This window comes from Citrobacter sp. Cpo103, from assembly GCF_030332605.1.
Taxonomy (GTDB): Bacteria; Pseudomonadota; Gammaproteobacteria; order Enterobacterales; family Enterobacteriaceae; genus Citrobacter; species Citrobacter portucalensis.
Map to the genome: position 1 here is coordinate 198,563 of NZ_JAOWHO010000019.1, position 13,347 is coordinate 211,909.

Here is a 13,347-nt window from a genome sequence, read left to right on the forward strand (position 1 = left end):
TATCAGAATGCCTGACGGAAGATCTCGGCAATTTCTTTCTCGTTCCCTTTGCGCGGGTTAGAGAAGGCGTTGCCGTCCTTCAGCGCCATTTCCGCCATGTACGGGAAATCGGCTTCTTTGACGCCCAGATCGCGCAAATGCTGCGGAATGCCGATGTCAGCGGAGAGACGGGCAATGGCGTGAATGGCCAGTTCGGCGGCATCCATGGTGGAAAGTCCGTCAGTGTTTTCGCCCATAAATTCTGCGATATCGGCAAATTTCTCCGGGTTAGCGATCAGGTTATAGCGCGCCACGTGCGGGAGCAGTACGGCATTCGCCACGCCGTGTGGCATGTCGTACAGACCGCCAAGCTGATGCGCCATTGCGTGAACGTAGCCGAGGTTGGCGTTGTTGAAAGCCATACCCGCCAGCAGAGAAGCGTAGGCCATGTTCTCGCGAGCTTTCAGGTTGCTGCCCAGCGCTACGGCCTGACGCAAGTTGCGTGCGATCAGGCGAATAGCCTGAATAGCGGCGGCGTCAGTGACTGGGTTGGCATCTTTGGAAATATAAGCTTCCACGGCGTGGGTCAGGGCATCCATCCCGGTTGCGGCGGTCAGCGGGGCGGGTTTGCCGAGCATCAGCAGCGGATCGTTAATGGAGACCGATGGCAGGTTGCGCCAGCTGACAATCACAAACTTCACTTTAGTTTTGGTATTGGTCAGCACGCAGTGGCGGGTGACTTCGCTGGCGGTACCGGCAGTGGTATTCACCGCAACGATAGGCGGCAGCGGGTTGGTCAGGGTTTCAATCCCGGCATAGCTGTAGAGATCACCTTCGTGAGTCGCCGCGATACCGATGCCTTTACCGCAGTCATGCGGGCTACCGCCGCCAACGGTAACGATGATATCGCAATGCTCTTTGCGAAAAACTTCCAGGCCGTCACGCACGTTGGTGTCTTTTGGGTTGGGTTCAACGCCGTCAAAAACCACCACGTCAATGCCCGCTTCACGTAGATGGGCGAGGGTTTTATCTACAGCACCGTCTTTAATGGCCCGCAGACCTTTATCAGTAACCAGCAGCGCTTTTTTACCGCCTAACAGTTTGCAGCGTTCGCCGACAACGGAAATAGCATTGGGGCCAAAGAAGTTCACATTTGGCACCAGGTAATCAAACATACGATAGCTCATAATATACCTTCTTAGATTTAAATTATAATTCAGAGAAACAATTCAGTGCGGTTTCTGCTAATAATCTGTCTTGTTCGACGGTGCCGCCGCTAACGCCAACGGCACCAATTAATTTACCGTTTAATATGACAGGTAAGCCACCGCCGAAAATAACAATGCGCTGTTGGTTGGTAAGCTGCAAACCATATAGCGAAGCACCCGGTTGTACCGCGTCGGTAATTTCATGGGTGCCCTGGCGCAGGCAGCAGGCGGTATACGCTTTATTAAGAGAGATATCACAGCTGGTGACAAACGCATCGTCCATGCGTTGCATTAGCAGCGTATTCCCGCCGTGATCCACCACGGAAAAGACCACCGGAACGTTGATCTCAAGCGCTTTAGCCTCAACGGCCTGCGCCATTTTTTTTGCAGCCGCCAGCGTAATGGTGGCAATTTGTTGGCTCTTATTCACAATCTCTCCTGAAAATGTTGTAGGGCTGAGGTCACGAAACATATCGCGCAACAGCTATTTTTATCATTGGCTTTACCTTATTTTCTCGCCGTACGTTATTAAGTCAATAGGACGGAAATTTCAGGAATATCAAATTTACCTTCCCGGTTTTGCGTTTATTGATAATGATCATTTAACCTCGTCACAATTAACGATGGATATTCCTGAATTGCGTTTCAATATGGAACGATGTGTTTTTATTAGGTGCCAAATTGGAACGAAATTAATTTTATTTTTTTATTGCTTGGCTCATTTAGAGTTCGGCCATTGCTGATGAAAGGCGAATGTCGGGTGTTGTGTCCCCGGCAATATGGCCCGGCATCCCTATTTTTTACCTTTTGAGTCAATAAATCATGAGAAGATCAAAACGATTCGAAGTGCTTGCGAAGCGGCCTGTAAATCAGGATGGGCTGATTGGCGAATGGCCTGAAGAGGGGCTGATCGCCATGGAAAGCCCCTACGATCCGGCGTCGTCGGTGAAGGTGGAAAATGGTCGTATTATTGAGCTGGACGGTAAGAGCCGCGCCGAGTTCGACATGATCGACCGTTTCATTGCCGACTATGCGATTAACGTGGCCGAGGCGGAGCGCGCCATGCAGCTCGATGCGCTGGAGATCGCCAGAATGCTGGTGGATATCCATGTCAGTCGGGAAGAAATTATTGCCATTACCACCGCCATCACCCCGGCGAAAGCGGTGGAAGTGATGGCGCAAATGAACGTGGTGGAGATGATGATGGCGCTACAAAAAATGCGCGCCAGACGCACTCCCTCCAACCAGTGCCACGTGACTAACCTGAAAGATAACCCGGTACAGATTGCCGCCGATGCTGCTGAAGCGGGGATCCGCGGCTTTTCCGAGCAGGAAACGACGGTCGGGATTGCCCGCTACGCGCCGTTTAACGCCCTGGCGCTGCTGGTGGGTTCCCAGTGCGGTCGCCCCGGTGTGCTGACGCAATGTTCCGTTGAAGAGGCCACGGAGCTGGAGCTGGGCATGCGTGGGCTTACCAGCTACGCCGAAACGGTGTCGGTATATGGCACAGAATCGGTGTTTACCGACGGTGATGACACGCCGTGGTCCAAAGCATTTCTCGCCTCGGCTTATGCGTCGCGTGGCCTGAAGATGCGCTACACCTCCGGCACCGGCTCGGAGGCGCTGATGGGCTATTCCGAAAGTAAATCGATGCTTTATCTGGAGTCACGCTGCATTTTTATCACTAAAGGCGCGGGCGTACAGGGGCTGCAAAACGGCGCGGTCAGCTGTATCGGCATGACCGGCGCTGTGCCGTCAGGGATCCGCGCGGTACTGGCGGAAAACCTGATTGCCTCAATGCTCGACCTTGAAGTGGCCTCCGCCAATGACCAAACCTTTTCCCACTCCGATATTCGCCGTACTGCCCGTACCCTGATGCAGATGCTGCCGGGTACCGACTTTATTTTCTCCGGTTACAGCGCGGTACCCAACTACGACAACATGTTTGCCGGATCGAACTTCGACGCTGAAGATTTCGATGATTACAACATTCTGCAACGCGATCTGATGGTTGACGGCGGCCTGCGGCCGGTCACGGAAGAGGAAACCATCGCCATTCGCAATAAGGCCGCACGCGCCATTCAGGCGGTGTTCCGCGAACTGGGCCTGCCGCTGATTAGCGATGAAGAAGTCGAAGCCGCTACTTATGCTCACGGCAGCAAAGATATGCCTGCGCGTAATGTGGTTGAGGATTTGGCTGCCGTGGAAGAGATGATGAAGCGCAATATCACCGGGCTGGATATCGTCGGCGCGTTGAGTTGCAGCGGCTTCGAAGACATCGCCAGCAATATCCTCAACATGCTGAGACAGCGTGTTACCGGTGATTACCTGCAAACGTCGGCCATTCTGGATCGCCAGTTCGACGTCGTCAGCGCCGTCAACGACATCAATGATTATCAGGGACCAGGTACCGGCTATCGCATCAGTGCCGAACGCTGGGCGGAAATTAAAAATATTGCGGGCGTGGTTCAGCCCGGCTCGATCGAATAAGGCGGTACACAGTGGAATGCACAACTGAACGTAAGCCGGTTTTCACCTTACAGGTGAGCGAAGGCGAGGCGGCTAACGCGGATGAACGCGTGGATGAGGTGGTGATTGGCGTCGGCCCGGCCTTTGCTAAGTATCAGCATAAAACCTTGATTGATATGCCGCACAACGCGATTTTGAAAGAGCTGGTTGCAGGCATCGAAGAAGAGGGGTTACATGCGCGGGTAGTGAGGATCCTGCGCACCTCGGATGTTTCTTTTATGGCATGGGATGCGGCAAATCTCAGCGGCTCAGGCATTGGGATTGGTATCCAGTCGAAAGGAACCACGGTGATTCATCAGCGCGATCTGCTGCCGCTAAGTAACCTGGAACTGTTTTCTCAGGCTCCGCTGCTGACGCTGGAAACCTATCGTCAGATTGGTAAAAACGCCGCGCGATATGCACGTAAAGAGTCGCCTTCTCCGGTGCCAGTGGTCAATGACCAGATGGTGCGCCCTAAATTTATGGCCAAGGCCGCGCTGTTTCATATAAAAGAAACCAAACACGTGGTGCAGGATGCTGCGCCTGTCACGTTGCATATTGCACTGGTAAGGGAATGACCATGAACGACAACATCATGACCGCGCAGGATTACCCATTAGCCACCCGCTGCCCGGAGAAAATCCAGACGCCTACCGGTAAGCCGCTAACCGACATTACCCTTGAGAATGTGCTGGCGGGCCGCGTAGGACCACAGGATGTGCGTATTTCTCAGCAAACGCTGGAGTACCAGGCGCAGATTGCCGAACAGATGCAACGTCATGCCGTGGCGCGCAATTTTCGTCGTGCGGCAGAGCTGATTGCGATCCCGGATGCCCGCATTCTGGAGATCTACAACGCGCTGCGACCGTTTCGTTCTTCGTTCGCCGAGTTGCAGGCCATTGCCGATGAGCTGGAACACACCTGGCATGCCAGGGTGAACGCCGGGTTTGTCCGCGAATCGGCAGAGGTATACCAGCAGAGAAATAAGCTGCGTAAAGGCAGCCAGTGACGGAGGCAGCATGCCGTTAATTGCGGGGATTGATATCGGCAACGCCACCACCGAAGTGGCGTTGGCGCAGGATGGCCGGTTTATCGCCAGCGGGATTGTCGCCACGACCGGGATGAAAGGCACGCGGGATAATATCGCCGGGGTAGTCGCGTCCCTGCAGCAGGCGCTGGATAAAACGCCGTGGTCGCTGCAGGACGTGGCAAAAATCTGCATCAACGAGGCTGCACCAGTGATTGGCGATGTGGCGATGGAAACCATCACTGAAACCATCATTACCGAATCAACGATGATTGGCCATAACCCGCAAACGCCCGGCGGCGCTGGCGTGGGTATGGGAACCACCATCGCTGTGGAGAAGTTGGCAGCGTTGAGCGAGGATCGATTTGCCCAGGGCTGGATACCGTTGGTGGGTGAGGAGATGGATTTCCTTGAGGCGGTTTGGTTTATCAATGAAGCGCTGGATCGCGGTGTCAACGTGGTGGCGGCCATCCTGAAAAAGGATGATGGCGTGCTGGTGAATAATCGCCTGCGTCGGCCAATGCCGGTGGTTGATGAAGTCACTCTGCTGGAGAAGGTACCGGAAGGCGTGCTGGCGGCGGTGGAAGTGGCGGCCCCGGGACAGGTGGTGCGGGTACTGTCGAATCCTTACGGTATCGCGACCTTCTTTGCCCTGACCCCTGAGGAAACGCAAACTATCGTCCCCATCGCCAGAGCGCTGATTGGCAACCGTTCCGCCGTGGTGCTGAAAACCCCGCAGGGCGATGTGCGATCAAGAGTGATCCCGGCGGGTAAGATCTTTATCCGTGGTGAAAAGCGTGGCGGTGAAGCCGACGTAGCGCAAGGCGCGCAGGCTATTATGCAGGCGATGAGCGCCTGCGCGCCCGTGTGTGATATTCGTGGTGAAGCAGGCACGCATGCAGGCGGCATGCTGGAGCGGGTGCGTAAGGTGATGGCCTCGCTGACCGGTCATGACATGAACACGGTGCATATTCAGGATCTGTTGGCGGTCGATACATTTATTCCGCGCAAGGTGCAGGGCGGCATCGCCGGAGAGTGTTCAATGGAGAACGCCGTGGGCATTGCGGCGATGGTGAAAGCCGATCGTTTACAGATGCAGGCCATCGCCAGTGAGCTGAGCGTCCGGTTAAACACTCTGGTTGAGGTGGGTGGCGTGGAGGCCAACATGGCCGTGGCGGGGGCGTTAACTACGCCCGGATGCGCTGCACCGCTGGCGATCCTCGACTTAGGCGCAGGATCTACCGATGCCGCCGTCATCAATAGCGACGGCGTAGTGAAAGCGGTACATCTGGCCGGCGCGGGGAATATGGTCAGCCTGTTGATTCAAACTGAGCTGGGCTTAAGCGATGCATTTCTGGCGGAGGAAATTAAAAAATACCCGCTGGCAAAAGTGGAGAGCCTGTTCAGCATTCGCCATGAGAACGGTGCGGTGGAGTTTTTCCGCGAACCGCTCAGTCCGTCAGTATTCGCCAAAGTGGTGTACTTGAAAGAGGGCGAGCTGATCCCGGTAGATAACCAGACTTCGCTGGAAAAAATCCGTCTGGTGCGCCGACAGGCTAAAGAGAAGGTTTTTGTGACCAACTGCCTGCGCGCGTTACGCCAGGTGTCACCCGGAGGCTCTATTCGCGATATGACGTTTGTGGTGTTGGTAGGCGGTTCTTCGCTGGATTTCGAAATCCCGCAGATGATCACCGATGCGCTGGCGCATTACGGCGTTGTCGCCGGGCAGGGCAATATTCGAGGTACCGAAGGGCCGCGTAATGCGGTGGCAACAGGACTGGTTTTAGCCGGAGAAGCAAAAAAATAGCGCAGAAAACAGCCGCGCAAGCGTTTAGCTGCGGGGTAAGTCAAATAAAGGCGATGTTCTCTTTGATATCCCGGCGGAGTTGGGTACATAGTATAAATGTGTCTCTCACGTGGTTAATTTTAAGGATAAGAGCATGCCAACAGCAATTGAGAAAGCATTGGATTTTATTGGTGGTATGAACACTTCGGCGTCAGTACCCCATTCAATGGATGAAAGTACCGCTAAGGGAATCTTAAAGTATTTGCATGACTTAGGTGTGCCAGCGAGTCCGGAAGTTGTGATGGCACGGGGTGAGCAAGAGGGATGGAATCCCGAGTTCACGAAAAAAGTGGCCGGATGGGCAGAAAAAGTCGCCTCCGGTAACCGCATCCTTATCAAGAACCCAGAGTATTTTTCAACCTATATGCAGGAGCAGCTCAAAGAGCTAGTGTGAGCTGACTATCGAATTAAACTCTAACGGACGTTTCCATCTAAGGATGGCGGCGTCCAGATGGGGTTGCCATTAACATGCTGTTTTCTGAACAGGTGTATCGCGTAAATAGCTTTAGTCCCCGCCAGCCATTTTCTTCCGTGTACTCATTCAACATATTGATGCAAGAAAGTATTGATTTTTCCAGGACAAACTCTTTTTTGCTACATACCAATTTCTACGGAATACCCATAAAAAAAGGACCTGCGATTTCTCGCAAGTCCTTGATATATTTGGTGGCCCCTGCTGGACTTGAACCAGCGACCAAGCGATTATGAGTCATAAAATTGGCATGTTTTTAATTGTTCGTCATTGTCTCTATTCGTATTTTTAATTGTCTATAATCAATCAGTTATGAAGTTATTTTTGTTTCTGATTGGTTCTCTCATTTCCCCATTGTACTATCCTTACCTGACCCGTTACCTGACCCGAAATGGGCATCGGGTCAGGTAACGCTTATCCTTAGAAAGGTAAACTCATGGCCGCTAATCTTACCGAGACTGCTATACGTGGATTGAAGACAAAAAGCACGGCGTACTACGTGTGGAGCAACAGCGCTCAACGTGGTACTGGCAGGCTTGGCGTTAAGGTTCAGCCTTCAGGCAGCAAAGTTTTTTATTTCCGTTACTACGTTGAGAAAGGGAAGAAAGAGAAGTTCATCCAGTTGGGCATCTGGCCTGAGATGAAACTGGTGACGGCCAATGAGCTGGCGAAAAAGTATGGTACCTGGCTTGTTGAAGGAAAAGAGCCCCAGCAAGAGCTTGAGCAACAGCGCCTGGCCGAACAGCACATCATGCAGATCCATCGTTCTCAAGGATCGTTTGAAGAACTGGTGCATGGTTACGTTAACAAGATGAAGCTCGACAATAAGCGGACCTGGGCTGATGTTCTGAAGCGTCTTGAAAAAGAGTGCTACACGGTTATCCCTCGAGAAACCAAAGCGAAAGATGTAACACCTCTCCAGATTAAAACCATCCTCTCAGGCATTATCCAGCGTGATGCGGTGGTGCATGCTAATCGGATTCGCTCGTATCTGATGGCGGCATTTAACTACGGCCTGAAAGCTGATAACGATCCGATGAATACCAGCGTGGGTATCACGTTTGGTCTTGAAGTTAACCCGGTCTCGGCCATACCGAAACAGTCTTCGGCGGAAAAAGTGGGTGATACATGGCTAACGCTGGAAGAGTTGCGTGTTGTCATGGAACAGTTCGCCGAGGCCACCAACGTTGGGCCGCTGATGCAGCATCTGATTCGCTTCTGTGTTTATGCTGGTGGGCAGCGTCCGTTTGAAATGATAGCCAGCCAATGGAGCGCGATTGACTGGCAGCAAAAGACGCTACTGGTCATAGCTGATGTATCGAAAAACAAGCGCGAACACCTGATCCCGCTGACTGATTCTGCGCTACAGGAATTAGCCTCGGTGAAAGAACTGGCTAAGGAAAGTGGGAGCCCCTATATCTTCCCACTCTCGACCAATGGAGAGCGACCGGTACGCACTGATAGCTTGGCGCGTTCCATCATGTACTTCCGGGCCTTTAATCCTGAGTTTAAAGTTTTCACGGCACGAGATTTACGTCGCACCTGCAAAACGCTGATGGGGGAGGCGGGGATCAGCAAAGAGATCCGCGACCGTATCCAGAATCACGCTTTAAATGACGTCAGCTCGAAACACTATGATCGTTATGATTACTTGCCTGAAAAGCGTAGGGCGCTTGAGATCTGGGAAGACCGGGTTAACAACTATCAGCGACAACAGGAAAACAACGTTGTGAACTTGTTTGGACGGAGGTAAGAGCTTGGCAAAATATGAGCTTAATTCAGCAGAAGAGCGGTATCAGCCGGACTCTGGAGATTTAGTGCTGGCTAATAAGCTGGGAATCATTGATGAACAGGAAATGGATACGCTGGAGTCTGGCTTGCTGCTGATGCTGAATGAGCAGCTATTTATTGAGAGCCAGCCGCCTGAGGCGCTGGTTTTTGAGCATATCAGTAGATGGCATCGTCAATGGCTGGGGAATGTGTACGACTGGCGGGGAGGTTGCGTAATGCCAACCTGACAAAAGACGGCTTCCAGTTTGCCGCTGCCGACAGGATTCCTCTGCTTCTTGATGGTTTCGAGAGGTAGTTTCTCTCCCGAACTGGTGAACTGAAATCCCTGGCTCGCCCGGAGCTGGTTAGTTATCTGGCTGAATGCCACGTTGAGTTTATTTTGATCCATCCATTCAGAGAAGGTAACGGGCGTCTGTCGCGGCTACTTTGCGATGTGCTGTCGGTTCTGGCAGGGAAGGGCTTACTGGATTACAGCCTGTGTGATGAGCACAAGGCATTTTACTTCAAGGCAATACAGGCGGGGGCTCAGGGAACTATAACCCTATGATGCAGCTGGTAAGCGATATCTTGCCAGACTAGCGGGCGAGGCCAACGGCTTTCGCCTGTGCCTGATTTTTTTTTAGTTGCTGCTCAATCTTTTGTACAGAAACGCCCGTTTCGATAGCTGTTGAGCTGGCAACGGAACGGTAAATCTGGGCTTTTGTAACTTGCGGTGATATTGATTGTTTGCGCATGGAGCGGTTCCTTGATGTATTCAATTGGATTATAGTTGTACTGGATGAATTGGACAATAGATCTCATTGGTTAGTATTTTAAAGCACAATCAAAAGCGTAAAATCGGTGAGAATTTTATTCTGAGGAGGAAAAATATAATGGAAAACAAATCTCAATTTCTTACTGTTGAAACTATCTGTATAAAATATAGTATTAAGTTAGAAAATATAATAGAGCTTTGGTGTGATAATAACATCCCTCTCTATATACATCTTGAAGGAAATCCGTGTCAATTATCATGTTCTATTCGTAAAGACGATGAGTCTCACTTAAAGGAGGTGTTAAACGATATTCCCACCGAGATTGGCTCGCCTAATAGTTCACTAGATAATATCGAACAGCATAAATATTTTATTGAAGACCGCAAGGTTGAAATTATTAACGAAGTTGATTTATATCAAAAAGATAAATCCCCTCTAACTAAGATAAGACAGTTTCGAATGAAAAAAGGGGCGGGTATTTTCTATATTCCCATCGGCGATGATCAGTTTTATTACGATGGTTACGCATATGGATATTGGCGGATTAAGCCTGGACCAACTACACGGTTCATAAAGGGTGATTATAAAATATCTAATTCAAATCCTTTGTTGTCGGACGACGATGTTTCAGCTTTATTGAAAGTCATAGGACATGATGAAGGGGACTTTTTGATATTTAAAGAAGCAATTGAAGTTAATAAACGTGAGCTATGTATGAATGTTGATGACATTGAAAATTTAGAGTTTGCATTGACTGGTTCATCGAAAATTGAAAAGAAAGAAAGTGAAAATCGTTATTCTAAGGTAGAGCATTTGGCTTTATATATTTTGCTAAATGAGTATTGTTTGGAAAATGATGGTAGTGTTAACTTCACAACAATGGCAGGTGTTTTAACCAGTCTGAATAAAAATAAATATGGTGGAGAATATGAATTCAAACCTGAGACTATTCGCCGTTGGTTAAAAAACATTCCAAAGTAACTTAATGTATTGAATTGATATAGCTCAGTCCACTTTGTCCGAACTCATCATCCTACATGCTGTGTTAAAAGGATGAGAGTGTTCTTTTCCTGTTGTCCTCGATACCTTATTAAGGCCTTAATAAGGTGTCTGTTCCTTTCACATCCTCGTAAACTGAGACATGCTGCTTTCACTGAAACGAAGGAGGCAACATGAAAACAACATTCAACTATCCAACACCACAAGAACGTTTACAGGTCCTGCGTAACTATGGCGAACCCCATGACCGCCTAGTACGTGAAAAGGAGCGTCAGTACATCACATCGGTATCTCGTTCAACGGCCTGGAAACTGGAGCAAGTCGGTCAGTTTCCGTTGCGTAAGTCTATTGGGTTGAAGTCCTGTGGCTGGCTGTTAAGCGATCTACTTTGCTGGATTAACGAACGTTAGCATCCAGAGATTTTGTGCATTTATTTTTGTTTTTTTTCTGAGTATCCGTGTTCATCCTGCTATTTCTGCAATTAATAGCGGAATAGCAACTTGCGCGGAACTTTTTAACGTGAATTGTATTAGAGGTGTTATATGTTTAACGGTAGTCCTTTCCCTGTAGATGCATTTCCTCAGATTATCAGAAATGCCATTTATGAAGTGGAACAGCATACGCAAGCCCCGCAAGCTTTGATCGCAGCTTCTGCTCTGGGAGTTATTTCTCTTGCCTGTCAAAACCGGATTGATGTTTGCCGGCTGAACAATCTGCGAGGCCCAGTATCACTTTTCTTACTGACACTGGCAGAATCCGGTGAACGGAAAAGTACGGTTGATAAATTGCTGATGGAGCCATTATATCAACTGGAGGAAAATTTATTTGAAAAGTACACCCATGATCTTACCGTCTGGCGAAATGATGAAGCGATTTTTAATATTGAAAAAAAATCTCTGATGTCAAAACTCAAGTCAGAAATTAGACGTAACAAAGATCATTTGGCAACAAATGAAAAACTTAAAGTGCTGCTGGCATCGCATCCTAAATCACCGGTGAGATTCAAGCAGATATTTAACGATGCCACACCCGCGGCCATTAAAGATTACCTCTGTGGCTACTGGCGATCTGTAGGCATTATGTCTGATGAGGCTGGCACTATTTTTAATGGTTACACGCTGAACGAACTGCCTTTCATCAATAAGATGTGGGATGGTGCAATGTTTCCTGTAGAAAGGAAAAGTGAGCCTGAAAAATTAATCAGAGATGCCAGAATGACACTGTCACTGATGGTCCAGCCTAATATTTTTAAGGGTTATATTAAACGGAAAGGTGATATGGCAAAGGGAATAGGTTTCTTCGCACGATGCCTAATCTGCCAGCCTGGTTCAACACAAGGCAATAGACAAATTACTAGCCCGGTTGTTTCAACCGAATATCTACCAATATTTCATCAAAGACTTATGAAGATCGTTAACGAAAGTATTGCTAGAAATAATGAAAATGATCGTCTTTGCCTCCGATTCACTGTAGAAGCAGAAAAACGCTGGATCGCATTTTCTAATAATGTCGAGTATGAAATGGGGATTCTTGGAAGACTGTCAAACTTTAAAGATTACGCATCAAAAATGGCAGAAAATATGGCAAGAATAGCCGCACTATTGCACCATTTTAATGGTGATGAGGGTGATATCTCACTTTTAACAGTTGAGGCCGCAGTAGAGATAAGTACCTGGTATGTTGGCGAGTACGTACGCTTGTTTTCTAAACCCCAGGAATTCACGCTGGCAATCTCGGAGGCGGATGAACTTTATTGGTGGATAAATAATTATTGTATTCGACTCAAGGCATCTTGGATTACTAAAAATACAGTGCTCCAATACGGCCCTAATAAATTCAGGAATCGTAGCAAAGCAAATGAGGTGCTTAATACGCTATATTCTCAAAATAGAATACTCACAGAAAAGAAAGGTAAGACAGTATTTATAGCCATAGCAGGCTCAATATTCTGACATTCTACGGTTGAACAGATATTTAATTCAAGAGTAAAAATACAAACTGAGCCTATTACCAGTAAGGGTTTGTTATCTTGATAGGTAATATATTTGTAGTCCAATCAATACCTCAATATTACTTGGTAGGATACTATATGACATACGACAGTGAGTTTGGTTCACATGTATCCCTATATCGGGATAGAATCAAACAGGTTATTGATGACTCCCTAAACGAACATCTTAACTCAATGATTCTACGTGTTGATCTGCATGACCCAATTGATACAGAAAATATGGATAACCCATTCTTTCAACCCAGGGTTGACTCTGGTGCTATATCTCGCTTTACCAGTGCGTTAAAAGCAAAGCTTAAACACGATAAGCATATTAAAACTCAACGGAAAGACTGGCCTGATAGTCGACATTCCACTTTACGTTACGCATGGGTCAGAGAATATACCAAAAATGGAAAGCGGCATTACCATTTGATACTGTGTTTCAATCAGGATGCTTATTATCATTTAGGTGATTACGACTTAAACCGTAACACGTTACGTACAATGATAACGACAGCTTGGTACAGTGCACTTGGCATCCCTATAGATAGCTCGGGGAAGTTAGTTAATTACCCGCCAAATGGCAAATACCTTCTCAATCGTAAAAGGGAGAACTTTGAGGAAACTTATAACGACTTATTGAATAGGGTAGATTATATGACTAAGGTGCGAACAAAAATCTTCGGTGATGGAGACCGTAATTTCGGTTGTAGTCGAGGTTGATTTATTTTTTACAGCCATAGCCTTTGTTATGGATGGAAAGGCTATG

13 protein-coding genes and 1 pseudogene are annotated in these 13,347 nt (G+C 48.6%); 11 read left to right on the plus strand and 3 right to left on the minus strand.

Features of this window, described 5'->3' with window-relative positions:
- Nucleotides 1–2: 2 nt before the first annotated feature.
- Entirely contained in the window at nt 3–1,166 is a 1,164-nt protein-coding gene (gene dhaT, locus OGX89_RS02040) for a 1,3-propanediol dehydrogenase (RefSeq protein WP_003024734.1), read from the minus strand.
- 22 nt (nt 1,167–1,188) lie between these two features.
- Nucleotides 1,189–1,617, minus strand: coding sequence for a GlcG/HbpS family heme-binding protein (locus tag OGX89_RS02045; RefSeq protein ID WP_003828504.1), 429 nt, complete (start codon nt 1,615–1,617; stop codon nt 1,189–1,191).
- 392 nt (nt 1,618–2,009) lie between these two features.
- Here OGX89_RS02045 and OGX89_RS02050 point away from each other — a divergent pair, with 392 nt between their 5' ends.
- The 7 genes and pseudogenes from OGX89_RS02050 (at nt 2,010) to OGX89_RS23740 (ending at nt 9,410) form a co-directional block, all read left to right on the plus strand.
- Nucleotides 2,010–3,677, plus strand: coding sequence for a propanediol/glycerol family dehydratase large subunit (locus OGX89_RS02050; protein ID WP_003828502.1), 1,668 nt, complete (start codon nt 2,010–2,012; stop codon nt 3,675–3,677).
- 11 nt (nt 3,678–3,688) lie between these two features.
- Complete coding sequence (locus tag OGX89_RS02055; RefSeq protein ID WP_003828500.1) at nt 3,689–4,273, plus strand: propanediol/glycerol family dehydratase medium subunit; 585 nt, start codon at nt 3,689–3,691, stop codon at nt 4,271–4,273.
- A gap of 2 nt (nt 4,274–4,275) precedes the next feature.
- Nucleotides 4,276–4,704 (plus strand): diol dehydratase small subunit, encoded by a 429-nt coding sequence (locus OGX89_RS02060; RefSeq protein ID WP_003828498.1) that lies wholly within the window; start codon nt 4,276–4,278, stop codon nt 4,702–4,704.
- A gap of 10 nt (nt 4,705–4,714) precedes the next feature.
- Nucleotides 4,715–6,529 carry a diol dehydratase reactivase subunit alpha gene (locus tag OGX89_RS02065; protein WP_003828496.1) on the plus strand — a complete coding sequence of 605 codons (1,815 nt, stop codon included), beginning with the start codon at nt 4,715–4,717 and terminating at the stop codon, nt 6,527–6,529.
- 109 nt (nt 6,530–6,638) lie between these two features.
- Entirely contained in the window at nt 6,639–6,962 is a 324-nt protein-coding gene (locus OGX89_RS02070; protein WP_001573898.1) for a DUF1889 family protein, read from the plus strand.
- A 514-nt stretch (nt 6,963–7,476) separates the two neighbouring features.
- The gene (locus tag OGX89_RS02075) at nt 7,477–8,793 is read left to right on the plus strand and encodes a tyrosine-type recombinase/integrase (RefSeq protein WP_286559829.1); all 1,317 of its coding nucleotides are present in this window, start codon (nt 7,477–7,479) and stop codon (nt 8,791–8,793) included.
- Nucleotides 8,794–8,797: 4 nt separating this feature from the next.
- Nucleotides 8,798–9,410 (plus strand): annotated as a pseudogene (locus OGX89_RS23740) (Fic/DOC family protein).
- Here the strand turns inward: OGX89_RS23740 and OGX89_RS02090 are convergent.
- Nucleotides 9,407–9,565: a hypothetical protein gene (locus OGX89_RS02090; protein WP_006812029.1), complete on the minus strand. Its 159-nt coding sequence runs from the start codon at nt 9,563–9,565 to the stop codon at nt 9,407–9,409. The pseudogene OGX89_RS23740 and the gene OGX89_RS02090 overlap by 4 nt on opposite strands.
- A gap of 138 nt (nt 9,566–9,703) precedes the next feature.
- On the opposite strand from OGX89_RS02090, the gene OGX89_RS02095 reads away from it, so the two are divergent.
- The 4 genes from OGX89_RS02095 to OGX89_RS02110 all read left to right on the plus strand — a co-directional run bounded on the left by OGX89_RS02095 (nt 9,704) and on the right by OGX89_RS02110 (nt 13,301).
- Complete coding sequence (locus OGX89_RS02095; protein WP_019077733.1) at nt 9,704–10,567, plus strand: hypothetical protein; 864 nt, start codon at nt 9,704–9,706, stop codon at nt 10,565–10,567.
- Nucleotides 10,568–10,758: 191 nt separating this feature from the next.
- A complete protein-coding gene (locus tag OGX89_RS02100) occupies nt 10,759–10,995 on the plus strand; it encodes a helix-turn-helix transcriptional regulator (RefSeq protein WP_006812027.1) in 237 nt (78 codons plus the stop codon).
- Nucleotides 10,996–11,127: 132 nt separating this feature from the next.
- On the plus strand, nt 11,128–12,537 hold the full coding sequence (locus tag OGX89_RS02105; RefSeq protein WP_019077732.1) for a YfjI family protein: 1,410 nt from the start codon (nt 11,128–11,130) through the stop codon (nt 12,535–12,537).
- 137 nt (nt 12,538–12,674) lie between these two features.
- Nucleotides 12,675–13,301: an inovirus Gp2 family protein gene (locus OGX89_RS02110; protein ID WP_006812025.1), complete on the plus strand. Its 627-nt coding sequence runs from the start codon at nt 12,675–12,677 to the stop codon at nt 13,299–13,301.
- Nucleotides 13,302–13,347 lie beyond the last annotated feature (46 nt).